The following is a 25405-nucleotide window of genomic DNA, read 5'->3' as shown; positions in this document are numbered from 1 at the left end:
GTCATGCCCCCCGAGTCCCCGCCCGGCAGCACCGGCTGCCGGGCGGGGAAGAACGATTCGGTCAGCCGCAGCGGCGGAACGCGTCCGTAGTCCCGGCGGTGGTGACCAGACCCGAGGCCTGGTCGAGGACCACGATCGTCGCCGGGCCGGTCTGCCCGCTCCGGCAACGGATGTCCGCCACGTACTGCCATCCCGGCAGCATCCCGGACGGAGTGGCCGTCAGCACCCCGAGTGAATACGGCCCGACGGTGTTGATGCCGACCGCGTAGAACCGCACCGCCCCGTAGGGGCTGACCCCGCTGCCCGTGGCGTACAGCCAGCCGCCGAGCTGGTGCGGCGTGGTGGTCACGGAGACCCCTCCCCGGGGCGTCGCGCCGGGGGAGACCAGCCGCCAGGGCGCGTTGGCATTGTCGGAGCGGGCCTGGTCACGGCTGGGCGGCGGGACACAGACCCGGTCCGACGGGCGGGCCTCCCGCCAGACGAAGCCCTGTTTGCAGGTGTCCGGCCCGTAAGGACCGCCGTTCGGCTCCCGGCGCGACGGCCCCAGTGCGTTCTCCGACCAGCTCTGGCTGCGGATCGCCGGGGGCACACAGACCTGGTCGCCCGGGAACGCCTCCCGCCACACAAAACCGTTGGCACACGTGTACGGCCCGTAGGGCAGGTCGGCCGCCGCCGCGGGCGGTCCCGCGGCCAGCGCCCCGGCCACTACGGTGACGGCCGTGATCAGCCGGGCCGACAGGGATCGGAGCGTGACGGGTCCGGCGGTCCGGCCCCTTCCAACTCTGCTGCGCACAGTGCCTCCTCGGTCTCCGCCGACGGGCCGGTGGTGGTTCCCGGCACCGAGGAGAAGGTATTCCTGACGTCATGTCATGTCGTGAGTAATCTGGTACTCAGACCCACGACGGGGTACCACCGGGCGCCACCGTTCAGGGAGGGGGCCGCCGTGCGGCACCGGACCACAGGAAACTCCGTCACACCGGACGACGGTCGGCGGCCGCTCACCGGAAGCCTCACTTCCGCTCACTCCTGGCCCTTCACCGGCCGGGAGGACGCCCTCGGCGAGCTGGTACCCCTGCTGACCGGCCCGGAGCCGTACGCCCTGCTGCTGACCGGGCCCGCCGGAGTCGGCAAGACACGACTTGTCCGGGAGCTGCTCGCCGGGCCCGCCCGACCCGTGGCACGCGTGCTCACCGCCCCGGCCACCGAGAGCACCCGGCGGATCCCCTTCGGCGCCCTGGCACATCTGCTGCCCGAGCCCCTCCCGGCGTCCGACGGACGGTCCAACCTGCTCCGCGCCCTCGCGGACGGACTCCTCGCCGACGCGGGCGATACGGAGCCGGTGCTCCACGTCGACGACACCCAGCTCCTTGACGAAGGATCCGCCGCGCTCCTGCTCCATCTCTCCGTACGCCGGAACCTCCGTATCGTGCTCACCGCCCGCTCCGGCGCCCCCCTGCCGGACGCCGTCGACGCGATGGTCCGCGGCGGCTACGCCCGGCGGCTGGAACTGCCCCCGCTCACCGCCGAATCCATCGGTCTGCTGCTGGAACGGGCCCTCGGCGGACCGGTGGAGTGCACCACGGGACATCTGCTGTGGCGGTACAGCGGGGGCAATGTGCTCTGGCTCCAGCAGCTCGTGGAGGCCGGCACCGCCGCCGGTACGCTCACAGACACCGCCGGGGTCTGGCAGTGCAAGGGCCCGCTCGACCCCGGCACCGAGCTGTCCGGTCTCGTGGAGCGGCGGATCGGCCGCCTGCGCCCCGCGGTCCGGCGCGCCGCCGAGTTACTGGCGCTCGGCGAACCCCTGGGCTCCGCCGAGCTGGAACACCTCGTCGGCCCGGCCGTCCTGGACGAACTCGACCACCACGGTCTCGCCGCCGGGGAGAGCGACGGCCGCCGCGCCCTGGTCCGGCTGGCCCATCCGCTCTACGGCGAGGTACTGCGGCAGCGGATGCCCGCCCACCGGCGGCGCCGGCACTGCCGCGAACTCGCCGACGCGGTTCAGCGCACCGGTATGCGGCGCCGGGCGGACCCGGCCCGGGTCGGCGGCTGGCGGCTGGCGTCCGGCGACCACTCGGACCCCGCCCTGCTGCTCTCCGCCGCCGACCACGCCGTTCTGACCATGGACTTCACCCTCGCCGTCGAGCTGGCCCGGGCGGCGTGCGCGGCGGGCGGCGGCATCCCGGCCCGCCGGGTGCTGGCGATCGCCCTCGGCCACGGCGGCCAGGGCGTCCAGGCGGAAGAGGTGCACAGCGGGCTGCCACAGAGCGTGCTTCCCGAGCGGGAGCAACTGCGTTCGCTCCAGTTACGGGCAGCCAATATGTATCTGACCCTCGACCGGCCCGCCGACGCCGTGGACCTGCTGCACCGGGGCGAGGAAGAGCTGCGGGACGAGGCGGCCCGGGCGGAACTCGCCGCGCTCCAGGCCCTCCTGCTCGCCGTACAGGCCGACTGGCCCGGGTACACCGCCGCCGTCGACCGGGCCCGCCGCCGCCCGCACCCGGGGGCGGGCACCCGGATCCGGCTCCAGTACGCGGCATGGGTGCACGCGTTCTGCCATGCCAGGACAGCGGCCGCGCTCGAACTCCTCGAATCGGCGCTCCCGATGCTGCCCGGTGAGGACGATATCCCGATGCTGGCCGCGGGAGTGATGAGCTGGCTGGCCACCGTACAGGCCTATGCGGGACGACTGGACGAAGCGGACGCCACGGCGGCCCACGAGTTCCGGCGGGCCCGGGAGTCCGGCTGGGTGGCCGGTCAGGGCGTCTGGCAGTTCTACCTGGGCAGGGTCGCCGCCCGGCGCGGCGCCCTGCGCACCGCCCGGAAACACATGCGGGACGCCTGTGCCGTGCTGCGGGACGACAGCACCTGGGGACAGGAGGGGCTGCTGCTCGGCGAATGGGCCGTGGTCGAGGCACAACTCGGTGATACCGCCGCGGCCGAGTCGCTTCTCGACCAGGCGCATCTCGCCCGGATGGAGTCCTACCGCTGCTTCCGGATCCCGGCCCTGCGGATGGCCCAGCCGTGGATCCTGGCGGCCCGGGGCCGCCAGGCCGAGGCCGTCCGGCAGGCACTGCTCGCCGCCGAGGGCGCAAGGGAACAGGGGATTCCGCTCTGGGAGGCGGAACTGCTGCATCTGCCGGTCCGGCTGGGACGGCCCGCGGGCGCCGCGGCCCGCCTCGCCGCCCTCGCCGCCGAGGGCGACGCCCCGCATCCGGCCCTGTACGCCGAGCACGCCGCCGCACTGGGAGCCCGGGACCCGGCCGCCCTGGAGCGGGTCCTCGCCGGATTCGACACCGCCGGGATGCGGCTCCACGCGGCCGAGGCGGCGGCGCAGGCGGCCGGGCTCTGGTCCCGCCGGGGAGAGGACACCCGGGCCCAGCGGGCCGCCGACCGCTGCCACCGCCTCACCGCGGCGTGCGAAGGGGCGATGACCCCGGCGGTCCTCGCCTGCTGGACACCGGGACTGACGGACCGGGAGCGCGACGTGGCCCGTCTCGCCGCCGCCGGGCACACCAGCAGGGAGATCGCGGCCGTACTCGGGGTCGCGGTCAGGACGGTCGACAACCATCTCCACCGGGTCTACCGCAAGACGGGGGCGACGGGCCGCACAGAGCTGTCGACGCTGCTGACGGCCGCGCCGACCGAGGGATCGGTGTGATTTCCAGGGGGTACCGGTGCTCTCACCGGTGACGTTGCCGTATCGCAGGGGGCGGTGAGGCCGTTCGGATCGGGGTGGTGCTCGGGCTCTCCACGGAGGTGGAGGTCAGTCGCTCCTGCAACCGCCGCCGGGGCTCCACCGCGACGACGGCCGTGAGCTTACGCAAGGGCGTCGATGGCCTTGACGATCAGCGCCCGCGCATGCGCCCCGTGGACCGCGAGCCTTGCCAGCCTCGCGAACGCCCGGTGGTACACCTCCAGCTCGCCCGGCGCGGTGACGGTGACTTTCGCCGCCAGCAGTTCGACATGCACGCGGTCGTCATCGAAGGCGGTGAACTGTTCGACCGGCCACATCACCTGCTCCCGGGCCGCTGCGGAGGGGACGATCCCGATGGACATGGAGGGGAGTCCCATGGAGGCGAGGAGGTGGCCGAGCTGGCCGGCCATGACCTCGGTGTCGCCTACCCGGTGGTGCAGGACCTTCTCTTCGATCAGGGTGGCAAACCGGTGGTCCCCGTGGAGGACGGCCTGAGACCGCCGTATCCGTGCCTTCACCGCGTCGTCGACGTCGTCCGGGGTTCCGCGGAACCGGGCGATGGTGCCCATGAGGGCGCGGGCGTAGCCGGGGGTCTGAAGGTATCCGGGGATGACGCCCGAGGCGTAGACACGAAAGGAACGGGTGCGTTCGTAGAGCGGCCGTGATGCCTCTTGGAGACGCCGCATCCCGGTGCGCTGGAGGCGGCGCCACTCGACGTACATGGAGTCCGCCTGGCGCCGGGCGGCGATCAGGTCGGCTGTCCGGTCCTCGGCGCCGCACGCTCGGCACCAGGCCCGGATGTCATCGTCCGACGGGCTCGTGCGGCCTGCCGCGATCCGCGAGGACTTCGCGGCGGACCAGCCGCAGGCCGCTGCGAGCTGTTTGCCGGTGATCCCCGCGTCCAGTCGGAGGCTCCGCAGCCGCTCGGCGAGGGCGGCTCGGGCTTCCTGCACACTGGTCGTCGGGGAGCCGGCCATGGGTCAGACGATCTCGTACTCGGCATGCGGGATCGCGCGCGCCCAGACGTTCTCGAACGCTTCGATGTGTGCCTTCACCAGGTCCGGCTCTGTGCGGAGTTCCTTGTCCGACCAGTGCCCGGGACCGGAGAAGTGGTGGATGCGGACGATCCGATCGTCGAAGATCCAGAAGTCGTTGACCGGTACGAGGAGGTCGACGGCTCGACTGCGGGGCAGCCAACGCACGTCCTCCCCCGCCTCCGTGTTGGCGCGGGTGACGTAGTGCTCCCAGCGGATGTACTCGGTCACCGGTTCGGAGACGACCCGGGCCCGGCGGACGGCGATGCCTCGGGCGACGGCGTCGGCGATCTGCTGATGGAAGGGGCGCCACCAGGAGGCGCGGTCGTCCCAGTCGACGCGCTCGCCTTTGCGCCAGGCTTCCAGGCGCGGGTTGCTGAAGTACTGATCCCGGGTTTCCAGGTGGACGGCGGTGCTGGTGGTGGCTGCGATCAGGTCACCGAAGTCCGTCGAGGTCATCGCATGCCTTCCTGATCAGCGGCACCATCCGCCGGGGAATCCTGATGATGGTTTCGGTGGGCGGGATCGGAGCCTTGGCCGGGGAGAGGGCGTGGCACTTCCCCGCCGACTCTGCGTCGGCCGTGTAGCTCTGGATCAGTATGTCTTCTGCTTCTCGGTCCACCCAGACGGTGGGGCATCCGTCGTCGTCCGTCTCGGGGTCGATCCCGACGAACCGTAGGTCCATGTCGCCTCCGTCGCTTGGAAGTTGCACCGGTTCGCAGACTTGGTAGGGGCATTCTGGCGAGGCTGTCAAGTGCGCCGACAAGGTGTGACCTGGACGGAGGTCCGTCCCTGTAATCGCGTGCAACTTTGTGGCGGCAGGTATGCGTCACTCCCTACGGTCGTCTTCCTGCTCGCGCTGCGAAGCAGGACAAACGTTCGCAGCCTCGCCAGGCCCAGGGGTGGCCGACTGAATGGAGTCGACAGATGCAGCGTACCGATCGTCCCCCCACCGCCCCCGGCCCTGTTCCGGCAGCGGCTCCCGAACGGGCATGGCCGCCGTGCCGTTGCGGAGCCGCGAAGTGCCCGGACCTTCACCGCAGCGTCCGGAGCACGAGTGCCCCGGGCACCCCCGGCATGGCCGACTGCCCACACCAGTGGGTCGGCTGGAGCGGAAAGATGCGGTGCCGTCTGTGCGGTGCCACGCAGCAGCAGTAGCACCCGACCGGCACCACCGGGCCGCCTGCATCACGCCGAGTGGCCCGCCCCGAGAAAGGGACCGTCATGATCGACCGTGTCGGCTGGGACGCCCTCCCCGCCGCCCTCCGGGACGAGGTCACCGCGCGGACCGGCGCCGTACTGAGCGCCGAGACCGTCCCCCACGGGCTGAACTGTCGGCTCGCGGCAACCGTCCGGACACAGCGGTACGGCGGCCTCTTCCTCAAGGGGGTGCCGGACAGGGACACGGACGAGTCCGCCGCACTCCACCTCGAAGCCCTGCTCGGCATGGCCGTCGGGGGAGTTGGGCCTGCTCTGCGGTACGACGTGCGGGCAGCCGGATGGCGGGTCCTCGTCTTCGACCGGGTCGACGGGCGGCACGCCGACCTCGGGCCCGGATCGGAGGATCTGGACGCGGTACGCGATGTGCTCGGGCGCATGGGGCGGCTGCGGGTGCCCGACGGGGTCCGGGTGCCCACGCTCGCCGAGCAGTTCGCCGGTCACCTCGGGCCCGGGGACTCCGAGCTGCTCGCCGGGGACACCCTGCTGCACACCGACACCCACCCGCACAATCTCCTCGTGGAGCATGCGACCGGGCGGGCGTACGTCGTCGACTGGGCCAGGCCCGCCACCGGCCCCGCCTGGGCCGACGCCGCGTACACCGCCGTACGGCTCATGGAATGCGACCACCCCCCGGACGCCGCCCTCGCCTGGCTGGCGACCATACCCGCGTGGCAGGAGGCCGCCCCGGAAGCGGTCCGTGCCTTCGTCGAGGCCGTCTGCCGGCACTGGACCGCTGTGGCCGGGGAGCGGAACGCAGAGTGGAGCAACGGCTGCTACCGGCGGCTGGTCGGATACCGGCATGTCTGATGATCCGCACATCGACGGAGTGCCGGCCGCTCCCGCAGATGCCGGCGTTCCCCGCCCGCGGTGGCGGGTGGAGTGGGCCACCGGCGAGGCGGCCGGTTACCGTCCCCGGCACGGACCGACCGGGCATACCGGCACGGTGCTGGGGGTGGCGACGGCGGCCGTCGACAGCCGTACGGCCGTGGCCCGACCGGCCACGGCCGCCGGAATACGCCGTCCCGCCTGCCGTTTTCCTACAGTGCCTGGGCCGCGGGCTTGACCATGCCGCGGACCGTGCGCGACTTCACGAAGTCGCCCATGGCCGTCATCTCCCACTCGCCCGAGTACTGGCGGATCAGCTTCGCCATCATCACGCCCGTCTGCGGCTCGGCGCCCGTCAGGTCGAAGCGGACCAGCTCCTCGCCCGTCGCCGCGTCCAGCAGACGGCAGTAGGCCTTGGCGACCTCGGTGAACTTCTGGCCGGAGAAGGAGTTCACCGTGAACACCAGGCCGGTGGCCTCGGCGGGGAGGCGGCCGAGATCGACCGTGATCACCTCGTCGTCGCCCGCGCCCTCACCGGTGAGGTTGTCGCCGGAGTGGCGGATGGAGCCGCCCAGGATCTGCAGCTTGCCGAAGTAGCAGCTGTCGAGGTGGTTGCGCTGGGGGCCGTAGGCGATCACCGAGGCATCGAGGTCGATGTCCTTGCTCCGGTACGCGGGCTCCCAGCCGAGGCCCATCTTCACCTGGGAGAGCAGCGGGCGGCCGCCCTTGACCAGGGAGACCGTCTGGTTCTTCTGGAGGCTGACCCGGCCCTTGTCGAGGTTGATCTTGCCGGAGGGGGCGGGCGCCGCGGGCGCGGCCGGGGCGGGGGGCGGCGGAGGGGTGGCCGGGGTGCTGGAGGCCCGTGCGTGGGCGGGCACGGGCGGGGGCGCCACCGGGGGAGCGGCGGGCTGCGGAGCGGCCGCGGCGGGCTCCTCGTCCACCGAGACGCCGAAGTCGGTCGCGATACCCGCCAGCCCGTTGGCGTACCCCTGGCCGACGGCACGGACCTTCCAGACGCCGTTGCGCCGGTAGACCTCCACGACGACCAGGGCCGTCTCCGCGCCCAGCCGGGGCGGGGTGAAGGTGGCCAGCGGACTGCCGCTGTCCGCGTCCCGGACGGTGGCGGTCGGCTCGATGCCCTGGAAGGACTGGCCCGCCGCGTCCGGGCTGGCCGTGATCACGATCTTCTCGATGCCCGGCGGCACGGCCGCCGTGTCGACCACGATCGCGTCCGGCGCGGAGCCGCCGCCGGAGCGGTAGCTCACCCCCGGGCCCGTGGGCTGGTTGTAGAAGATGAAATCGGCGTCGGAGCGCACCTTGCCGTCGGCGGTGAGGAGGAGGCCCGACACGTCGAGCCGCACGGGGGCGGCGACGTCCACCGCCACACGGGAGGCGGGCAGAGGGATGTTCGAGCCGGGGGTCATAGCGGTCATGCCAGAAGTAACGACCGGGACTGCTTTGCCGTTCCCTTACCCTTCCGTCCGTTCCTTCCCGGCGCCCGCTTTCACCCTCCGGGACCACACCGACGGCTCCGCTCGGCGGTACGCACGCCCTCGCGCCGCGCGCCCGCGCGCCTACCGGAGCGCCGCCGCCATGATCTTCTGCGCCACCGGCGCCGCCAGACCGTTTCCGCTGACCTCCGAGCGCGGACCGCCCGCGTCCTCGATGACCACCGCGACCGCGATCTGCTTCCCGGTCTCCCGGTCCGTGCCGTAGGAGGTGAACCAGGCGTACGGCTTGCCCGTGTTGTCGACCCCCTGCTGGGCGGTGCCCGTCTTGCCGCCGACCTCGGCCCCGGCGACCTGCGCGTTCGACCCGGTGCCCGTCTCGACGACCGTCACCATCGCACTGCGCAGCTGCTCCGCGGTCCGCTCCGAGACGACCCGCTTCCCCGGTTTCCCGTCGTACGAGTCGAGGACGGTGCCCTCGGCGTCGACCACCTGGGACACCATGTGCGGGGAGGCGAGCACGCCGCCGTTGGCGATCGCCGCCGAGACCATCGCCATCTGGAGCGGGGTGGCCGTCACATCGAACTGGCCGATGCCGGTCAGACCGGTCTGCGGAGCGTCGAGCCCCTTCGGGTACACGCTCTCGTACGCCCGGACCGGAACGTCCCACTCCTTGTTGAAGCCGAACTTCTCCGCCATCGCCCGGACCTTCTCCTGGCCCAGGTCGATCGCCAGCTTGGCGAAGACGTTGTTGCAGGACCAGCGGAGCGCCTCGCGGATCGACGCGTCCTCGCAGGGCGCGCTGGGGATGTCGTTCCGCAGCGGCTTCGTGGTGAGGGGGAGGGTGTACGGCATGGGGCTGTCGGTCCGCTCGTCGACCGTCCCGTACCGCCCGTCCTCCAGCGCGGCGGCCGCGACGACCAGCTTGAACGTCGATCCCGGGGCCAGCGGCTGCCGCAGCGCGCGGTTCACCATCGGCTTGTCCGGGTCGGCGAGCAGCTTCTGCCAGGCGTCGCCGTCCGTGGTCCCGGCGATCGCCGAAGGATCGTACGAGGGGGTGCTGGCCAGTCCGAGGATGCGGCCCGTGGCGGGCTCGACCGCCACCGCCGCGCCCTTGACGTCGCCCAGCGCCTCGAACGCCGCCTGCTGGACCGCAGGGTCGATGGTCGTGAGCACATCACCCGGCTCCTGCTGGGCGCGGGTGAGCGTGTCCAGCGGGTTCTTCAGCCGGGGGTCGGTGCCGTCGAGCACCTGGCCGTAGATGCCCTCCAGCTGGGTGGAGCCGTACGCCTGGGAGCTGTAGCCCGTCACCGCCGCGTACAGCTCGCCGTCGGTGTAGGTGCGCTGGTACGCCAGATCGCCGCCGGAGCTGCGCTGCGAGCCGGTGACGGCGCTCCCGGCCACCACGATGTCGCCCAGCGGCTGGGCGTACTGGTCGATGACCTTGCGCCGGTTCTTGTCGTTGTCCGCGAGTGCTTCCGCCTCGTACGCCTGTACCCAGGTGGCCCGCAGCAGCAGCGCGAGCACCAGCAGCAGAGTGAAGACGGCGGTGTGCCTGATCGTCTTGTTCATCCCACCCGGAAGACGACCGGCGCCCCCGGGATGGTTCCCCGCCCGGTTTCCCCCTTTCCGCCCGGCCCGTCAGTGCGGGGACACATACCCCGTCTCGTACGCGGCGATCACCGCCTGGGTCCGGTCCCGGGTGCCCGTCTTCGCCAGCACCGACGCCACATGCGTCTTCACCGTCGCCGGCCCGATGCCCATCCGCTCCGCGATCTCCGCGTTCGTCAGACCCGTCGCCATCAGCCGCAGCACCGCCGCCTCCCGTCCGGTGAGCCGGGCCGCCCACGGCGGGGGAGAACCGGCCGCCCGGCCGGGCCGGGACGCGGCCAGGGCCCGTACCGCCGCCGGGAAGAGCAGCGAATCGCTCCGCGCCACCAGTCTGACCGCCTGTACCAGTTCCTCCGCGGCGGCCCGCTTCAGCAGAAAGCCCGCGGCTCCCGCGCGCAGCGCGTCGTACACATAGGCGTCGTTCTCGAAGGTCGTCACCACCAGGATCCGCGGTGCTGCCTCCGGCGGCCCGGCGGCGAGGATCCGCTCGATGGCCCGGATACCGTCGATACCGGGCATCCGCACATCCATCAGCACCACATCCGGTGTCAGCTCCCGGACCACCGATACCGCGAAGGCGCCGTCCGCTGCCTCGCCCACCACCTCCATGTCCGGTTCGGCGGAGAGGATGGCGCGCAGTGCGGTGCGGACCATCTGCTCATCGTCGGCGACCACGATCCGCAGGGCGCCGGTGCCGCTCATCGGGGCGCCCCGTCGGGCCGGCCGGACAGGGGCAGTCCTGCCGACAGCCGCCAGATCCGCTCCGTACCGGCTGGGCCGTACGCTCCGGACTCCATGGTTCCGCCGAGCAGGGCGGCCCGTTCGGCGACCCCGCGCAGCCCGCGGCCCCCGCCCGGGCGGACCACCGGCGGCCGGTCCGGCAGCGGATTCTCCATCGTGATCTCCAACTCCTCGCCGTGTACGGCGATCCTCAAGGACACCGGGACCCGCCCGGCATGACGCAGGGCGTTGCTCAGCCCCTCCTGCACGATCCGGTACGCCTCCCGGGACACCGCCGGGGGCACCGCGGACTGATCGCCCGTACGCTCCAGCGAGACCGGGACCCCGCCGCGGGAGAGCAGCCCGTCGAGATCTGCCAGGGACGGGCCGCCGTCCCCGGCAGATCCCGACGGGACCCGTTCCTCCCGCAGCAGGCCGAGGACGGTATCCAGCTCCCCGACCGTGCGGCGGGTCGTCTCCTCGATCAGTTCCAGGGCCCGCCGGGCGAAATCCGGGTCGTGGTCCAGCACCCGGCGGGCCGCGCCGGCCTGGAGGGTGACCGCGCTCAGCGCGTGCCCCACCGAATCGTGCAGCTCCCGGGCGAGCCGGTTGCGCTCCGCGAGCCGGGCCGCCCGGCGCTCGGCCGCGGCGAGCCGGTCCGCGGGCGTCGGGCCCAGCAGTACCGGGGCGGCGCGTGCCAGCAGCGCTCCGGCGGCCGCGGCGCACGCCGCGAGCGCGACCAGCATGGCCGCTCCGGCGACCGGCAGCAGCGGAAGTGCCCCCGATGGCAGACCGGGCAGGCGCAGCGCGGTGCGCACCGGTGGTACCAGCGGAGCCAGCAGCAGAGACCCGGCGAACGGCGGCACGGCGAGCGTGGCGCCGCTGACGAGCGCGCCGACGCCGGTGTGCAGGGCGAACCAGCCCGCGGTCCGCGCCCGCGCGGCCCCGGACCGGGCGGGCCCGTCCGCGAAGGCTTCCTCCGGTACCCCGCACAGTGCGCGGGCGGCGGCCGTGCTGAGCGGGCGGGCGGGGCTGAACAGTGCGGTCACGGCGGCGAGCGGGACGGCGACGGCATAGGCCGCGAACTGGTGGGCGACGGATCCGCCGAAGGGCGCCCCGGTGCTGGTGACGGTGGCCAGGAGGACCGTGCCGACCAGCCAGTACGGCATCAGGAGCGCGCCGCCCAGAATGAGATGCAGCCAGCGCAGCCGGGCGCGCGAGCCGGCGAGAGCCTCCGTTCTCATGGCGCTTACGCTCCCACGGCGGCGGCGGGCCGGGTGATCCCCTTTTCCGCCGGACGGCCGGCGGGCTCCGGAGCAGAGGTGGGTTTTCGTCGGGTACGTCCGCGTTCCGCGGCCCGTGCCGCCGCCGGAAACCGGCCGTACTCCGGTTCGGGTGCGGCCGGGAATGCCCCGCCCGGTGCGTATGTTGACGCGGACTGAACCTTTGGACGGCCGGAGAGTGGAGAAGACAGTCGTGATGCGCGTCGAGATCTGGAGCGACATCGCCTGCCCCTGGTGCTACATCGGGAAGGAGCGCTTCGAGAAGGGGCTCGCGCGGTTCGCGCACCGGGACGAGGTGGAAGTGGTGCACCGGTCCTACGAACTGGATCCGGGCCGGCCCAAGGGCGAGGTCGACACGGTCGTCGAGGTGCTGATGCGGATATACGGGCGCAGCCGCGAGGAGGCCGTGGCGATGGAGGAGCACACCGCCGGAAACGCCCGGGCCGAGGGCCTCCCGTACCGCACGGACGACCGCGACCACGGCAGCACCTTCGACATCCACCGCGTACTGCATCTGGCCAAGGCCCGGGGCCGTCAGGGCGAGCTGCTGGACCGGGTCTACCGCGCCAACTTCGCCGAGGAGCGGTCCGTCTACGACGACGAGGTGCTGGTGGCGGTCGCCGTCGAGGCCGGGCTGGACGAGGCGGAGGTGCGCGGGGTCCTCGCGGACCGCGAGGCGTATGCGGCCGAGGTCCGCGCCGACGAGCAGGAGGCGTCCGGTATGGGGGCGAGCGGAGTGCCGTTCTTCGTCTTCGACCGGCGGTACGGGGTCTCCGGCGGGCAGCCCGCCGAGCTGTTCACCCAGGCACTGGAGCAGGCGTGGAAATCGCGGGAGGCCGCGGAGTCCGCGTGAGCGTGCGGACGCGCCGGCCCGCGTGCCCGTGGTTGACCGCGTGCCCCGCGGCGCCCAGGGTGATCGTATGGAGACTCCGGATGCTGCCGCCGAGTTCACGCTGGGATCGACGTATCTGAACACCGCCTCCTGCGGTGTGCTGCCCCGCCGGGCGGTCGCCGCACTGGCGGCGCTGGCGGGGGAGCTGGCCGCCGGGCGGCCGGGGGGCGCCGGTGACTACGGAACGGTGGGCGCGGTACGGGAGTCCTTCGCCGGACTGGTGGGCGTCGGCGCCGACCGGGTGGCCGTGGGCAGCTCCCTGGCCACCGCGGTCGGTCTGGTCGCGCAGTCGCTGCCGCCGGGCGCGGAGGTGCTCTTCCCCGAGGGCGAGTACACCTCCGTCGTCACCCCGTTCACGGCCCGCGGGGATCTGAAGCCGCGCTACGTCCCGCTCGAAGGGCTCGCCGGCGCCGTCCGCCCGGGGACGGCCCTGGTGGCGTTCTCGGCCGTGCAGTCCGCCGACGGGCGGATCGCCGATCTCGCGGCGGTACGGGAGGCGGCCGCCGCGCACGGTGCGCGGACCCTGGCCGACACCAGCCAGTCCGCGGGCTGGCTGCCGCTGTGCGCGGGCGATTTCGACTACACGGTCACCGTCGCGTACAAATTCCTGCTCGGTCTGCGCGGGGTGTCGTTCCTGACCGTCACCGAGGAGGCGCAGCGCACCCTGCGGCCGCTCTTCGCCGGGACCTTCGCCTCGGCGGACGGGGCGCTGTACGGGCCGGCGCGGGAACTGGCGGCCACTGCGCGCCGCTTCGACGAATCACCGGCGTACCCCTCCTTCCATGCGCTGGTCCCGTCGCTGGAACTGCTGGCGGAGACGGGTGTGGGAGCCGTTCACCGGCAGGTCACGGGCCTGGCCCGGCGGCTGCGCGAGGGGCTGGCCGAACGGGGGCACACACCGGTGCCGGGGGAGTCCGCCATCGTCTCCGTCCCCGGGCTGGCGGACCGGGTGCCCGCCCTCGCCGCACAGGGCATCGTCACCGCGGCCCGCGCCGGCGGCCTGAGGGCATCGTTCCACCTCTACAACACACCGGGCCAGGTGGACCGGCTCCTGGCCGCACTGGCCTGAACCGAGGCCCCGGGGCCACGCCCTACTCGGGGAGTTCGCACTCCCCGCCGGCCTCCCGGCAGAGATTCCGCTCCGCCTTGGTCAGCAGCCGCAGCAGTTCCTGCCGCTCGCCCTCGTCGAGACCGGTGAGCAGATGCTCCTCCAGACCGGAGAGGGCCGCCTCCACCGCCGTCCGGAGCCCGTCGCCGGACTCGGTCGCCTCGACGAGCACCGCCCGGCGGTCCGCCGGATCGGGACATCGGCGGACGTGCCCGGCCTGTTCCAGCCGCTGGAGCATCTTGGTGACGGTGGACGGGTCGAGATCGGCGGCCTTGATCAGATCGGACTGGCGGGACGGCCCCCGGGTCCACAGATGGACCATGACGAACTCCTGGCCGGGGTAGAGGCCGAGGCTCCGCAGATGCTTTCCGCTGACCATCCGGTGCAGCCGGGCGACCCGGGAGACCGTGAAGGAGACCGGCGCCTTCTCGTCGCAGGCAGGTCCGGCGGCGAACCCCGGGCCCGCTCCGGCGCAGTCCGCCGCGGAAGCTTCCGTCCCGCCGTCGGTCCTGGCGCACTCCGCCTCCGCCCGCGCTCCTGCCGGGGCCAGGTACTCGTCGGTCGTCATCGGACCCTCCTCGCAGGGGTGTCGGTCCGGCCGGTGCTCGTCGCACGGTGTGTGCGCCAGTCTCCCCGCCCGCAGTGACAGTGTCTCCCGGAAGCCTCCCGCAAATTTTACCTTGGTCGGCCAAAGAAGTGCGCTACAGTATCCCCCGACCGGATTCCTTGGTCGGCCATCTAATATCATTTGGCCGACCACATACCTCTGTGGGAGCCCCGATGACCACCGCTTTCGACCCCGTCGACCTCGCCGGACGGACGCTCGCCAACCGCATCGTCATGGCCCCGATGACCCGTAGCCGGGCCTACGGCCCCGGGCACTCTCCCACCGGGGCAACGGCCGAGTACTACGCCCAGCGCGCCTCCGCGGGACTGATCGTCACCGAGGGCATCCAGCCCTCCGTCGTCGGCCAGGGCTACCCCGACACCCCCGGTCTCCACAGCGAGGAGCAGACAGCGGGCTGGCGCCGGGTCACCGACGCCGTCCACGCCCGCGGCGGCACGATCTTCGCCCAGCTCATGCACACCGGCCGGATCGGCCACCCCGATCTGCTGCCCGGCGAACTGCGGCCCGTCGCCCCCTCCGCCGTCCGCGCCGACGGACAGCTCTTCACCAAGCAGGGGCTCCAGGACTTCACCACCCCGGACGAACTCTCCGCCGAAGAGGTCCGCACCACCGTGGCGGACTTCGCCACCGCCGCCCGCAACGCGATCGACGCCGGTTTCGACGGGGTGGAGCTGCACGGCGCCAACGGCTATCTGATCCACCAGTTCCTCGCCCCCAACACCAACCGGCGCACCGACGAATGGGGCGGTACGGACGAGAACCGGACCCGGTTCGCCGTGGAGACCGTACGCGCGGTCGCGGACGCGATCGGCGCCTCCCGGGTCGGTCTGCGGATCTCGCCGTCGAATCCGTACAACGACATCCAGGAACCCGCTCCGGACGCCGTCTACCGGACGCTCGTCCGGGCCCTGGAGCCGCTCGGCATCGCCTACCTCCACCTCCTGGAGGCCACCCCCGAGGTCCGGCCGTTCACCCTCGGACTGCGCAAGGAGTTCACCGGCACCCTGGTGCTCAACCCCGCCAGCGAGGGGCCGACCGGCCATGACGCGCTGGGACTGGTCGAGGACGGAACGGCCGATCTGCTCGCCTTCGGCGCGCTCTTCCTCGCCAATCCGGACCTGCCGTCCCGGCTGCGTACGTCCGGCCCGTACAACACCCCCGACCCGGCCACCTTCTTCGGCGGTGACGAGCGGGGCTACACGGACTACCCGGCGCTGGCGGCGGACCCGGTATCGGACTCGGTCACGGCTGTGGTCTGACCGGTCCGGCCGTCCCGCCCGCGAGGGGGAGCGGGCAAAGGGGAGGGGCGCGCACCGGCGCCCCTCCCCCTTCGGTACCAGCGGTCCGGCCCCGTTCCGTACGGATGCTCCGGGACGGCCCTCAGCCGGAGCGTACGGGGGTGAAGTCCCGCGCCCCGATGAACTCCGGCCGCCGTACCGGCGCCGCGAACGGTTCCACCGCCGCGTTCTCCACACTGTTGAAGACGATGAAGACATTGCTCCGGGCGTACGGACTGATGTTGTCGCCCGAACCGTGCATGCAGTTGCAGTCGAACCAGGTCGCCGAGCCCGCCCGGCCGGTGAACAGCCTGATCCCGTGCTCGTCGGCGAACCGGGTCAGCGCCCCGTCCGAGGGCGTCCCCGCCTCCTGCATCCGCAGGGAGCGCTTGTAGTTGTCCTTCGGGGTCTCGCCCGCGCAGCCCAGGAAGGTGCGGTGCGAACCCGGCATGATCATCAGCCCGCCGTTGGTGTCCCGGTTCTCGGTCAGCGCGATCGACACCGACACCGCCCGCATGGCGGGCATCCCGTCCTCCGCGTGCCAGGTCTCGAAGTCCGAGTGCCAGTAGAAGCCGGAGGCGCCGAAGCCCGGCTTCACGTTGATCCGGGACTGGTGGACGTAGACGTCCGAGCCGAGGATCTGCCGGGCCCGGCCCACCACCCGCTCGTCGCGCACCAGCGCGGCGAAGACGGCGCTGATCCGGTGCACCTCGAAGACCGAGCGCACCTTGTCCGAACCGGGTTCGACGATCGCCCGCTCGTCGGCGCGGACGTCGGGATCGGCGATCAGCCGCTCCATCTCCGTCCGGTAGAGCGCCACCTCCTCGTCGGTGATCTGGTCCTCGACGCCGATGAATCCATCGCGTTCGTAGGCCGCGAGCTGGGCGGGGAGCAGCGGGCCGGGCGCACCCGGCGCCGACCAGACGACCGGGTCCCGGCGCGGGGTCGGCGCCTCGGCCCGGCCGCGGGTCGGATAGAGGTCGTGGTGTACGGCGGTGCCGGTGGCGGTCGCCATGGTTCAGCCCTCCTCGGTGATCAGGGGATAGACGCCGTGTTCGTCGTGGTCCTCCCGGCCGGTGACCGGCGGGTTGAAGACGCAGACGCAGCGGAAGTCGGTGACCGGACGCAGGGTGTGCCGTTCGTGCCCGTCGAGCAGGTACATCGTGCCGGGGCCGATGGTGTGGACCTCGCCGGTCTCGTCGTCGGTCAGTTCGGCCGTGCCCTCGACGCAGAGCACCGCCTCGATATGGTTCGCGTACCACATGGATGTCTCGGTGCCCGCGTAGAGCACGGTCTCGTGGAGCGAGAAACCGACCCGTTCGCGGGCCAGGACCAGGCGTTTGCTCTCCCAGGTCCCGGAGGCCGCTCTGATGTGCCGGTCCGTGTTCGCTATGTCGTCGAGGGAGCGGACGATCACGCTGTGGTCACCTCTGTTCGTTCGGTTCTGTTCGTTCGGTCTTTTCGACGGGGGAGCGGTGCGGGCGGGCGGACGGTCGCGGTCAGGCGGTTTCGCGGACGGCGCGGGCCAGGGTCCGCAGACCCTCGTCCAGCTCCGCGGCCGAGACGGTGAGCGGCGGCAGAAGCTTCACCACCTCGCCTTCGGGGCCCGAGGTCTCCAGCAGCAGCCCCAGTTCGAAGGCGCGGGCGCAGACCGCCGAAGCCCGCTGCTTGTCCGGGAATTCGAGCCCCCAGACCAGTCCGCGGCCCCGGAAGCCGAAACCGGGCTCGGGGTCCTCGCCGGCCAGGGCCAGCAGCGCCTGTTCGACCTGCTCGCCGCGTTCCACGGTCTGCTTCTCCAGCTCGCCGTCGGCCCAGTAGGTCCGCAGCGCGGCGGCGGCGGTGACGAAGGCGGGGTTGTTGCCGCGGAAGGTGCCGTTGTGCTCGCCGGGCTCCCATGCGTCCAGTTCCGGCAGGAACAGGCAGAGCGACATCGGCAGCCCGTAACCGCTGATCGACTTGGAGAGGGTCACGATGTCCGGGACGATGCCCGCCTCCTCGAAGGAGAAGAAGCCCCCGGTCCGGCCGCAGCCCATCTGGATATCGTCGACGATCAGCAGCATGTCCCGCCGCTCGCACAGCTCCTTGAGCGCGCGCAGCCACTCGGGCCGGGCCACGTTGATCCCGCCCTCGCCCTGGACGGTCTCCACGATCACGGCGGCGGGTTTGTTGAGCCCGGAGCCCTGGTCCTCCAGCAGCCGTTCGAACCAGAGGAAGTCGGGGACGGTGCCGTCGAAGTAGTTGTCGAACGGCATCGGGGTGCCGTGGACCAGGGGGATGCCCGCCCCCGCCCGTTTGAAGGCGTTGCCGGTGACCGCGAGGGACCCCAGTGACATGCCGTGGAAGGCATTGGTGAAGGAGACGACCGACTCCCGGCCCTTCACCTTCCGGGCCAGCTTCAGCGCCGCCTCGACCGCATTGGTGCCGGTGGGGCCGGGGAACATCACCTTGTAGGGCAGATCACGCGGCCGCAGGACCACGTTCTGGAAAGTCTCCAGGAAGGTCCGCTTGGCCGTGGTCGCCATATCGAGACCGTGGGTGATGCCGTCGCGTTCGAGGTAGTCCAGCAGGGCGCGTTTGAGTACGGGGTTGTTGTGCCCGTAGTTGAGGGAGCCGGCTCCGGCGAAGAAGTCCAGATAGGAGTGGCCGTCCTCGTCCACGAGGCGGCTGCCGCGGGCCCGGTCGAAGACCGCGGGCCAGCTGCGGCAGTAGCTGCGCACCTCCGATTCGAGGGTCTCGAAGATGCTCAGGGCGGGCGGGGTGATGGTCACTGCTCTCTCCCGGGGGTGTGGGCCGGGCCGTGCGGCGGTCGCAGGGCCGCCGGCCGGTGGTGCGGGGCGACGGATCATCGGGCGGTACAGGAATCGGGGCGGGGCGGGGCGGGGCGTACGGCGGGGGGCGCTCGGACGGTCAGCGGTCGAGCGGCCCGATGCGGTAGAGCAGCTCCGGCTCGTGTCCCGCACCGGGCGGGAACAGCTCCCCGCCGAAGAGGACGGTGCGCTCGACCTCCGCTCCCCGGCGGGCGGCGAAGGCGCTGAAGAGCCGGTCCGACGCGGTATTGCCGGGGGTGACGGTGGTCTCCAGCCGGCGGACGCCCAGCTCGGCGGTGACCCGGGCGGTCAGCGCGTCCAGCAGGGCTCCGGCCAGACCGCGCCCGCGGTGGCCGCGGTCGACCGCGATCTGCCAGACGACCAGGGATTCGGGCCGGTCCGGGCGGGTGTAGCCGGTGACGAACGCGACGGGCTCGCCGTCCGGGCCCCGGGCCACCAGGGAGGTCGTGGCGAAGTCCCGGCACCACAGCAGGTAGCTGTACGAGGAGTTGAGGTCCAGCACCTCGGAGTCGCGGGCGATGCGCCAGAGCGCGGCCCCGTCCTCGACGCGGGGGCTCTCGATAACGGTGAATTCACCAGGGGATTCGGCTCGTACCAGGTTGTCCTGCGCGGCGTTCATGCCGATTCAACTTACCGATGTCATTCAATGAATGCATGGTTGCTGCGGCTTGGGGTGAGCCGGGTGATGTGTTATCGCGCGGGCGCGGGCCCCTCAGGGGCGTGCAGAGTTATGTCACGATCTGTCCGGTAAATAAGCCGCAAAACGCTGCCGTTGTGGATTCGATCACATGTCGGGAGTGGGTGGTTCGCCCTGTTGGAACTTTAGCGTTTAGGTCCTCGGAACCCGGGCAGAAGAAAACGGGAAGCTGCCATCCGTAAAGGTGGCGATAAAGCTTCCCGTTTTCTGGTTCCGCTATCAATTTATGGCCCGGAATTGCATTCTTCCGGGGGCTGCCGGCGGACGGCCGTGCGGTGGACGGTTACGACCAGGCCGCCAGGGCGGCGCGGCGCGCCGCCGTCTGGTCGACCGGCTCGGGCGCCGTGCCCGATGCGGCCAGCGCCGCCCCCAGCGCCGACAGCGACGACAGCACCGCGTCCTGGGTCGCGTCCGCGCCGTAGTGGTTGACCCGGATCATCTCCCCGGCCAGCGCCCCACCACCCGCGACCAGCGGCAGCGACGGGTCGACCGCCAGCGCCGCCGCCACCAGCCCCGCCGCGTCGACCCCGGCCGGGGTCCGCAGCGTCGTCGCCACCGGAGCGGCGTCCCGTGCCTCGTGCACATAGGGCGTCAGACCGCCGCCGAGCGCCGAGACGCCCGCACGGGTCGCCGCGGCCGCCGCCGCATGCCGGGCGGTGACCGCGTCGAGGCCGTCCTTCTCGATCCGGTCGACACAGGCCTCCAGCGCCAGCATCTCCAGCTGCGCGGGCGCGTGCAGCAGGGCCCGGCGGCCGCCGTCGATCCACCGCTCCTTCCAGTCGAGCAGCGAGAGGTACGAACGCCGGGGCGCGGCCGGGTTCGCGGCGAACCGCTCCCAGGCGCGCGCGCTCACCGACACCGCCGACACCCCGGCCGGACCGCCCATCGCCTTCTGCGCCCCGATCACACAGAGATCCACGCCCCAGACGTCCGGCAGCAGCGGTTCGGCCGCCACCGAGGCCACCGCGTCCAGCATGAACAGGGCACCGTGGGCCCGGACGACCTCGCCGATCTCCGCGACCGGGTTGGTGTTGCCGGTCGCCGCCTCGGCGTGCACCAGGGAGACGAAGTCGATCTCCGGGTGCCCGGCCAGCGCCTGTTCGACCTGTGCGGCGGTGACCGCGGTGTGGAACGGCACCTCCAGATCGACCACCTTCGCCCCGCAGTCCCGCAGCCAGTTGCCGAAGGTCTGGCCGTACGGACCCGTCACCACGTTCAGCGCGGTCGAACCGGGCCGGGCGCCCGACCGGATGCAGCCCTCCAGCGGCAGCAGCGCCTCGCCCTGGGTGATCACCACGTCCTGCTCGGTGCCGAGCAGTGCGGCGACCCGCCGCTCGATGGCCGCGAACCGGTCGGCGGTCAGCGGAGGGAGGTCCAGAAACGGATGTGTCACGGTGGGCGCCTTCTTCGGACAGTTCGGTTCGGGCCGGGGTATTCCGGCCACACGGCACGAGGGTACCGAGCCGGATCCCCGCCCCGGACCGCCCCCGACCGGCCTCCGGCCGCCCCCGGCGGACCTCCCCGGCGCTCTCGTGGGCCCGGTCCCCGCCCTCGTACAGTGCAGTCATGAGCGATCACACGGTGCTGCAGGTGAAGGGACGGGTGCTCGTCGGTCCGGAGGACGTCCGGGACGAGCTGTGGGTCGTCGGGGGACGTATCACCTACGACCGCCCGTCCGTGTCCGCGTCCGAGGTCGTCACCGTGACCGGATGGGCGCTGCCCGGACTGGTCGACGCCCACTGCCACGTGGGTCTGGACGCGCACGGTGCCGTGGACGCGGCCACCAGCGAGAAGCAGGCCCTGACCGACCGCGACGCGGGCACCCTGCTGATCCGGGACGCGGGCTCGGCCGCCGACACCCGGTGGATCGACGACCGGGAGGACCTTCCGAAGATCATCCGGGCGGGCCGGCACATCGCCCGCACCCGCCGCTACATCCGCAACTACGCCCATGAGATCGAACCCGCCGACCTCGTGTCCTACGTCGCCCGCGAAGCCGAGCGCGGGGACGGCTGGGTCAAACTCGTCGGCGACTGGATCGACCGCGAAGCGGGCGATCTGACCGCCTGCTGGCCGCGGGCCGAAGTGGAGGCCGCCATCGCCGAGGCCCATCGGCTCGGCGCCCGGGTCACGGCGCACTGCTTCGCCGAGGACTCGCTCCGCGATCTCGTCGAAGCGGGCATCGACTGCATCGAACACGCCACCGGCCTCACCGACGACACCATTCCGCTCTTCGCCGAGCGCGGGGTGGCCATCGTGCCGACCCTGGTCAACATCGCGACCTTCCCGGCGCTCGCGGCCGGCGGCGAAGCCAAGTTCCCCGTCTGGTCCGGCCATCTGCGGCGGCTCCACGAGCGGCGGTACGACACCGTGCGCTCGGCCTACGACGCGGGCATCCCGGTCTTCGTCGGCACCGACGCGGGCGGTTCGCTCGCCCACGGCCTGGTCGCCGCCGAGGTCGCCGAACTGGTGAAGGCCGGGATCCCGCCGCTCGACGCGCTCTCGGCCACGACCTGGGGCGCCCGCGCCTGGCTGGGCCGCCCGGCCCTGGACGAGGGCGCACCCGCCGACCTCGTCGTCTACGACGAGGATCCGCGCGCCGACGTCCGGGCCCTGGCGGCCCCCCGCCGGATCGTCCTGAACGGCAGGATCGCCGGCTGACCCGCCCCGGGGTCCGCGGCGCCCGGTTGACCGGGCGTGACATCCGGCCCGGTCCACTCGTTGAAGCAACTTGCGGCCGGAGCCGTAACGGCGTCCGGCCGCCTTCCGGGACCGCCGCGGGAGTGAAACCGGAGGGGTCCCCGGCAACGCATGTGTCCAGTTAATCGAATGTGTTCACGGAAACCCCTCTTTGGGGTGAACTGACGCCGGGTATCCGTCGGTTCACTCTCAGTGCGTAAAGATGATGGGCGTCCCGGTCGCCGCCGGCCGCGTGTCCCCGTGGCCGCAGGGCGACGCCGTACTCCTGTGGGGGTTCCACCATCTTGAACAGCAATACCTTTCGCCTGCCCGCTCGCCGCTGCGCCGCCGTCACGGCCGCTGTCGCCCTCGTCGCGGCCCCGGTCGCACTGGCCGGTCCCGCGCAGGCCACGGGAGGCGGCGCGGAGGGCCGGGCGGGCGCGGTCGTCCTCCGTGCCGGGCTCGACGTGTCCCTGCTCAACAAGTCGATCCAGCTGCCGCTGACCGCGACCCTGAACCAGGTGACGGCCCCCGCGAGCGCGGAACGCACCGCACTCTCGGTCCGGCTCGACGGGGTCGACGGGGGGAAGCCCTTCCAGATGGTCCGGGCCGACGTCGCCACCGCCCGCGCCACCGCGGACCGCAAGAAGTCCGAGGGCTACGTCAATCTGGCCCGGGCCCGGGTGCACGTCCCCGGACTGCCGCTGCTCTCCCTCGTCGAGGTCGAGCAGGTCACCTCCAAGGCGAGCTGCGTCGTCGGACGGAAGCCCGTGGCCGAATCGAATCTGCTGGGCACGGTACGGATCCTGGGGCAGAAGGTCACCCTCACCGCGGGCGGCCGTACCCGGATCGCCGTACCGGCCGTCGGAGAAGTGACGCTCGACCTGTCGAGGACCGTCACCACCTCCCGTACGGCAGCCGCCACCGCCCTCGAACTGAAGGTGAACGTCAATCCGCTGAAGCTGAACGTCGCCGAGGTCAACGGCACGGTCACCCTCGTCGAGGCGACCTGCGAGACGCCGAAGGCGGCCCCGGCCAAGCCCGAGGAGCCGAAGGCCGAGGAACCGAAGAAGGAACAGCCGAAGGCCGAGGAGCCCCAGGTGAAGACCCAGACCGGTGGTGAGCCCACCGAGAACCTCGCCGAGACCGGCGGCAGCTCCACCACCCTCTATCTGGCGGGCGGTTCGGCAATCCTGCTCGGCCTGGGCGGCGGCGCGCTGCTGATGGCCCGCAACCGCGCCCGCGCCCGCGGCCGCGCCTGATCCGGCACCCGACCGGTACGGCCCCTGTCCCCGGGCCGTACCAAGGCCGCGACCGCCCCCGCCCCGCACCGGGCCGCACACCCGGCGCGGGGGCGGTCGCGCCCCCTCCCCGCCCGCCACCGGTCATCGGCGGGCCGCCTGGCCCCGCCGGGCCGGTGGCACCCCGGTCAGACCGGTGCGTGGCGAATGCCCTCGTACGCCAGCCACTGCGCGAACCCGTGCAGCCCCTGCCGCAGTTCCCGGACCGGCTTCCACCCCGGCAGCCGCGGCGCCTGCGGTACGGGCCCCGGGCCCGCGCCCCGGCGGCGGGAAACCGGGGCGCCCTCCACCGGAACCGGCCTGACCGCCTCCCGTACCAGCTCCGCCACCTCCTGCACCGGCAGCGGCTCGGCCGGCGGCAGCAGGACGGCCCGCTCCGCCGGGGGCGAGACCACCGCATGGGCCAGCGCATCCGTCAGATCCGCCGTGTGCAGCGGATGCAGCGGACGCGGACCGGCCTCCGGCGGCCCGGCCACCTTCAGCGGCTGGTAGCGCACCGCGTCCCACACCAGGGCGCCGATCACCGAATCGCGCGGGCAGCCCGGCCCGTACAGATCGCCCGTATAGAGGGTGTGGGCGGTACGGACCGCGCCCGTCGCCCGGTCGAGGATCCGGAGCGCGACCCCCGCCGGGGCCCCGCCGCCCGCCCGGTGCAGCGGACGCAGATCGACCAGCGCGTCCAGCCCCCGCAGCGTCCCCGGCGCGCCCGGGTCGGCCGCGGCGACCGTGAAGCCCTTGTCCCGCAGGCCCCGGGCGATGTGCTCGCCCAGCGGGCTCGCCCCACCGGCCAGCCCCACCGCGGCCGCGCGCGCCCGGCCCGCGGCCGGACGCCGGGAGGGCCTGCGCTCCCCGGCCGCGAGGCCCGCGGCCAGCCCCGCCTCCGCGACCGCCGCGAGCCCGTCCCGTACCTCCGCGATCTGCTCCTCGGACCGGCGATGGCTGATGCCGCCGGGCCCGATCGTCGCCAGCGCCTCCGCCAGCACCGGATCCCGCGCCGGATCGGGGGCGTCGCCCCGGCCGTCGCGCCGGTGGACGAAGCCGAGCGTGAACGCCGTGAGCCAGGTACCCCGTACCGCCTCCCGGTCCGCTACTTCGGTCAATCCCAGCATGGCCGAATCCAGTCTTTCTCCACGAATTCCGGAGCCCTCCAGAAAAGACTCGCATTCAAGATGCAGCCACCGCTCGGGACCCGGTTCCTCAAGCCGGACGGCACACTGCGCGACACCGTTCTTGAAGAAGGGTGCCACCCGTAGTCCCGGCAATCGGACGCCCTCGTCCGCCGGGCGGTCGTCCGGAAGGAAACAGACCGAACGGCGCGGGCCCCGGAAGGCGTTGCCGGAAATACTGCCGTGGTCCTCGTGCTCCGCCAGACTCGGCACCGACACATAGCCGGGGATGCCGTTGTCGCGCATAAAGCGGTACATGAGGATGTCGTCCGGCCAGGCGTCGAGCCGGGCCCTGCCGTAATCCACGAACCCGGCCGCCACATCGCGCGGCAGCACGATCGCGACACAGGGGAAGTACTCGTTGACCGCGGTCACCCAGCGGGCCCCGGCCAGTGCCCCCAGACGCACCGCCGCGCCGTTGCGCGAATCCCAGAGGGCGAAGAGCGCCAGCGCAGCGTGCGGCATCGCCTCGACGGCCGCCCGGGCCCGCTCGAAGAAGGAGTCGGAGAGCAGCATGTCGTCCTGGACCACCAGATGGTGGGTGGCGTCCTCTTCGATGGCCGACCAGGCGGCGAGGGCCGTCCGCAGTACCGAGGGGCGGCCGCCCGGGTCGGGGTCCATGACGACCCGCAGCGCCCCCGGAGGCGCGGCGCCGGCCAGTTGCTCGGCGGCCGCGAGCCGCTTCGGATGGGTCATCACCGCGCCGCTCAGACGATAAGACGTCACAGATCCTCCGTGCTCCGTTCCCGGGCCGGCCCGCGCCGGGCCCCTCCGGCTTCCCGCGCTCCCTCGGGCGGTTCGCCGTTTCTCCGACCCCTCCGCCTTTTGCGCAATGGTTTTCCGCCGCGCTGGCCGAATAGCGGTGGGGGAATCCGGCGGGCCGCATACGAATCCGGACACTACGGTGTGGCTTTCCCGGTCCGCAAGGGCGCCAAAAAGGCGCCCTGGTTCCGGCCGTTGAAGATCGTCATGCTGGCTGCTGTACACGAT

22 protein-coding genes are annotated in these 25405 nt (G+C 72.5%); 7 read left to right on the top strand and 15 right to left on the bottom strand.

The genetic code is table 11. The features are described 5' to 3' along the window. Positions 1-61: 61 nt before the first annotated feature. Positions 62-793, bottom strand: coding sequence for a hypothetical protein (locus ACIQ9E_RS28935; RefSeq protein WP_403712006.1), 732 nt, complete (start codon positions 791-793; stop codon positions 62-64). A gap of 150 nt (positions 794-943) precedes the next feature. Between ACIQ9E_RS28935 and ACIQ9E_RS28930 the strand changes: the two genes are divergently transcribed. Then, positions 944-3661, top strand: a complete 2718-nt coding sequence (locus ACIQ9E_RS28930; RefSeq protein WP_403712004.1) for a LuxR C-terminal-related transcriptional regulator — start codon at positions 944-946, stop codon at positions 3659-3661. A gap of 158 nt (positions 3662-3819) precedes the next feature. Here ACIQ9E_RS28930 and ACIQ9E_RS28925 read toward each other — a convergent pair whose 3' ends face one another. From ACIQ9E_RS28925 to ACIQ9E_RS28915, 3 genes are read right to left on the bottom strand one after another with little or no spacing between them, the layout of a single operon-like run. Then, the gene (locus tag ACIQ9E_RS28925; RefSeq protein ID WP_403712002.1) at positions 3820-4674 is read right to left on the bottom strand and encodes a helix-turn-helix domain-containing protein; all 855 of its coding nucleotides are present in this window, start codon (positions 4672-4674) and stop codon (positions 3820-3822) included. Between the two features lie 3 nt (positions 4675-4677). Beyond that, entirely contained in the window at positions 4678-5190 is a 513-nt protein-coding gene (locus ACIQ9E_RS28920; RefSeq protein WP_403712000.1) for a DUF6879 family protein, read from the bottom strand. Next, the gene (locus ACIQ9E_RS28915; RefSeq protein WP_403711998.1) at positions 5168-5416 is read right to left on the bottom strand and encodes a hypothetical protein; all 249 of its coding nucleotides are present in this window, start codon (positions 5414-5416) and stop codon (positions 5168-5170) included. The genes ACIQ9E_RS28920 and ACIQ9E_RS28915 overlap by 23 nt, the downstream gene beginning before the upstream one ends. Positions 5417-5955: 539 nt before the next feature. On the opposite strand from ACIQ9E_RS28915, the gene ACIQ9E_RS28910 reads away from it, so the two are divergent. Beyond that, a complete protein-coding gene (locus tag ACIQ9E_RS28910; RefSeq protein ID WP_403711996.1) occupies positions 5956-6759 on the top strand; it encodes a phosphotransferase family protein in 804 nt (267 codons plus the stop codon). Between the two features lie 230 nt (positions 6760-6989). On the opposite strand, the gene ACIQ9E_RS28905 is transcribed toward ACIQ9E_RS28910, so the two are convergent. The 4 genes from ACIQ9E_RS28905 to ACIQ9E_RS28890 all read right to left on the bottom strand — a co-directional run bounded on the left by ACIQ9E_RS28905 (position 6990) and on the right by ACIQ9E_RS28890 (position 11800). Next, positions 6990-8201 carry a TerD family protein gene (locus ACIQ9E_RS28905; RefSeq protein ID WP_403712031.1) on the bottom strand — a complete coding sequence of 404 codons (1212 nt, stop codon included), beginning with the start codon at positions 8199-8201 and terminating at the stop codon, positions 6990-6992. Positions 8202-8351: 150 nt separating this feature from the next. Then, positions 8352-9797: a peptidoglycan D,D-transpeptidase FtsI family protein gene (locus tag ACIQ9E_RS28900; protein ID WP_403711994.1), complete on the bottom strand. Its 1446-nt coding sequence runs from the start codon at positions 9795-9797 to the stop codon at positions 8352-8354. A 69-nt stretch (positions 9798-9866) separates the two neighbouring features. Then, positions 9867-10538 carry a response regulator gene (locus ACIQ9E_RS28895; RefSeq protein ID WP_403711992.1) on the bottom strand — a complete coding sequence of 224 codons (672 nt, stop codon included), beginning with the start codon at positions 10536-10538 and terminating at the stop codon, positions 9867-9869. Next, positions 10535-11800 (bottom strand): sensor histidine kinase, encoded by a 1266-nt coding sequence (locus ACIQ9E_RS28890; RefSeq protein ID WP_403711990.1) that lies wholly within the window; start codon positions 11798-11800, stop codon positions 10535-10537. The genes ACIQ9E_RS28895 and ACIQ9E_RS28890 overlap by 4 nt, the downstream gene beginning before the upstream one ends. A 235-nt stretch (positions 11801-12035) precedes the next feature. Between ACIQ9E_RS28890 and ACIQ9E_RS28885 the strand changes: the two genes are divergently transcribed. Beyond that, positions 12036-12692 (top strand): DsbA family protein, encoded by a 657-nt coding sequence (locus ACIQ9E_RS28885; RefSeq protein WP_403712029.1) that lies wholly within the window; start codon positions 12036-12038, stop codon positions 12690-12692. Between the two features lie 67 nt (positions 12693-12759). Continuing rightward, positions 12760-13800 carry an aminotransferase class V-fold PLP-dependent enzyme gene (locus tag ACIQ9E_RS28880; protein WP_403711988.1) on the top strand — a complete coding sequence of 347 codons (1041 nt, stop codon included), beginning with the start codon at positions 12760-12762 and terminating at the stop codon, positions 13798-13800. A gap of 22 nt (positions 13801-13822) precedes the next feature. Here the strand turns inward: ACIQ9E_RS28880 and ACIQ9E_RS28875 are convergent, their stop codons facing one another. Beyond that, the gene (locus ACIQ9E_RS28875; RefSeq protein ID WP_403711986.1) at positions 13823-14407 is read right to left on the bottom strand and encodes a MarR family winged helix-turn-helix transcriptional regulator; all 585 of its coding nucleotides are present in this window, start codon (positions 14405-14407) and stop codon (positions 13823-13825) included. 212 nt (positions 14408-14619) lie between these two features. Between ACIQ9E_RS28875 and ACIQ9E_RS28870 the strand changes: the two genes are divergently transcribed. Beyond that, positions 14620-15726, top strand: a complete 1107-nt coding sequence (locus tag ACIQ9E_RS28870) for an alkene reductase (protein WP_403711984.1) — start codon at positions 14620-14622, stop codon at positions 15724-15726. Positions 15727-15847: 121 nt separating this feature from the next. Here ACIQ9E_RS28870 and thpD read toward each other — a convergent pair whose 3' ends face one another. The 5 genes from thpD to ACIQ9E_RS28845 form a co-directional block, all read right to left on the bottom strand. After that, on the bottom strand, positions 15848-16759 hold the full coding sequence (gene thpD / locus ACIQ9E_RS28865) for an ectoine hydroxylase (RefSeq protein ID WP_403711982.1): 912 nt from the start codon (positions 16757-16759) through the stop codon (positions 15848-15850). 3 nt (positions 16760-16762) lie between these two features. Next, positions 16763-17161 carry an ectoine synthase gene (locus tag ACIQ9E_RS28860; RefSeq protein ID WP_403711980.1) on the bottom strand — a complete coding sequence of 133 codons (399 nt, stop codon included), beginning with the start codon at positions 17159-17161 and terminating at the stop codon, positions 16763-16765. Between the two features lie 82 nt (positions 17162-17243). After that, positions 17244-18512, bottom strand: a complete 1269-nt coding sequence (gene ectB / locus ACIQ9E_RS28855) for a diaminobutyrate--2-oxoglutarate transaminase (protein ID WP_403711978.1) — start codon at positions 18510-18512, stop codon at positions 17244-17246. 139 nt (positions 18513-18651) lie between these two features. Beyond that, a complete protein-coding gene (gene ectA / locus ACIQ9E_RS28850; RefSeq protein ID WP_403711976.1) occupies positions 18652-19191 on the bottom strand; it encodes a diaminobutyrate acetyltransferase in 540 nt (179 codons plus the stop codon). A gap of 361 nt (positions 19192-19552) precedes the next feature. Continuing rightward, positions 19553-20662 (bottom strand): pyridoxal-phosphate-dependent aminotransferase family protein, encoded by a 1110-nt coding sequence (locus ACIQ9E_RS28845; protein ID WP_403711974.1) that lies wholly within the window; start codon positions 20660-20662, stop codon positions 19553-19555. A 173-nt stretch (positions 20663-20835) separates the two neighbouring features. On the opposite strand from ACIQ9E_RS28845, the gene ACIQ9E_RS28840 reads away from it, so the two are divergent. Further along, entirely contained in the window at positions 20836-21930 is a 1095-nt protein-coding gene (locus tag ACIQ9E_RS28840) for an amidohydrolase family protein (RefSeq protein ID WP_403711972.1), read from the top strand. Positions 21931-22253: 323 nt separating this feature from the next. Beyond that, positions 22254-23210 carry an SCO1860 family LAETG-anchored protein gene (locus tag ACIQ9E_RS28835; protein ID WP_403711970.1) on the top strand — a complete coding sequence of 319 codons (957 nt, stop codon included), beginning with the start codon at positions 22254-22256 and terminating at the stop codon, positions 23208-23210. A 167-nt stretch (positions 23211-23377) separates the two neighbouring features. On the opposite strand, the gene ACIQ9E_RS28830 is transcribed toward ACIQ9E_RS28835, so the two are convergent. Beyond that, positions 23378-25141 carry a hypothetical protein gene (locus ACIQ9E_RS28830; protein WP_403711968.1) on the bottom strand — a complete coding sequence of 588 codons (1764 nt, stop codon included), beginning with the start codon at positions 25139-25141 and terminating at the stop codon, positions 23378-23380. Between the last annotated feature and the right edge of the window lie 264 nt (positions 25142-25405).

It is taken from the genome of Streptomyces sp. NPDC094448, assembly GCF_044763775.1.
Taxonomy (GTDB): Bacteria; Actinomycetota; Actinomycetes; order Streptomycetales; family Streptomycetaceae; genus Streptomyces.
This window is presented reverse-complemented; position numbering and strand designations above follow the sequence as displayed.

What these genes read in the sequence shown, in the direction of transcription:
- ACIQ9E_RS28925 (WP_403712002.1), bottom strand. Translation starts at nt 4,674, where the DNA reads ATGGCCGGCTCCCCGACGACCAGTGTGCAGGAAGCCCGAGCCGCCCTC.
- ACIQ9E_RS28920 (WP_403712000.1), bottom strand. Translation starts at nt 5,190, where the DNA reads ATGACCTCGACGGACTTCGGTGACCTGATCGCAGCCACCACCAGCACC.
- ACIQ9E_RS28915 (WP_403711998.1), bottom strand. Translation starts at nt 5,416, where the DNA reads ATGGACCTACGGTTCGTCGGGATCGACCCCGAGACGGACGACGACGGA.
- ACIQ9E_RS28910 (WP_403711996.1), top strand. Translation starts at nt 5,956, where the DNA reads ATGATCGACCGTGTCGGCTGGGACGCCCTCCCCGCCGCCCTCCGGGAC.
- ACIQ9E_RS28905 (WP_403712031.1), bottom strand. Translation starts at nt 8,201, where the DNA reads ATGACCCCCGGCTCGAACATCCCTCTGCCCGCCTCCCGTGTGGCGGTG.
- ACIQ9E_RS28900 (WP_403711994.1), bottom strand. Translation starts at nt 9,797, where the DNA reads ATGAACAAGACGATCAGGCACACCGCCGTCTTCACTCTGCTGCTGGTG.
- ACIQ9E_RS28895 (WP_403711992.1), bottom strand. Translation starts at nt 10,538, where the DNA reads ATGAGCGGCACCGGCGCCCTGCGGATCGTGGTCGCCGACGATGAGCAG.
- ACIQ9E_RS28890 (WP_403711990.1), bottom strand. Translation starts at nt 11,800, where the DNA reads ATGAGAACGGAGGCTCTCGCCGGCTCGCGCGCCCGGCTGCGCTGGCTG.
- ACIQ9E_RS28885 (WP_403712029.1), top strand. Translation starts at nt 12,036, where the DNA reads ATGCGCGTCGAGATCTGGAGCGACATCGCCTGCCCCTGGTGCTACATC.
- ACIQ9E_RS28880 (WP_403711988.1), top strand. Translation starts at nt 12,760, where the DNA reads ATGGAGACTCCGGATGCTGCCGCCGAGTTCACGCTGGGATCGACGTAT.
- ACIQ9E_RS28875 (WP_403711986.1), bottom strand. Translation starts at nt 14,407, where the DNA reads ATGACGACCGACGAGTACCTGGCCCCGGCAGGAGCGCGGGCGGAGGCG.
- ACIQ9E_RS28870 (WP_403711984.1), top strand. Translation starts at nt 14,620, where the DNA reads ATGACCACCGCTTTCGACCCCGTCGACCTCGCCGGACGGACGCTCGCC.
- thpD (WP_403711982.1), bottom strand. Translation starts at nt 16,759, where the DNA reads ATGGCGACCGCCACCGGCACCGCCGTACACCACGACCTCTATCCGACC.
- ectA (WP_403711976.1), bottom strand. Translation starts at nt 19,191, where the DNA reads ATGAACGCCGCGCAGGACAACCTGGTACGAGCCGAATCCCCTGGTGAA.
- ACIQ9E_RS28840 (WP_403711972.1), top strand. Translation starts at nt 20,836, where the DNA reads ATGAGCGATCACACGGTGCTGCAGGTGAAGGGACGGGTGCTCGTCGGT.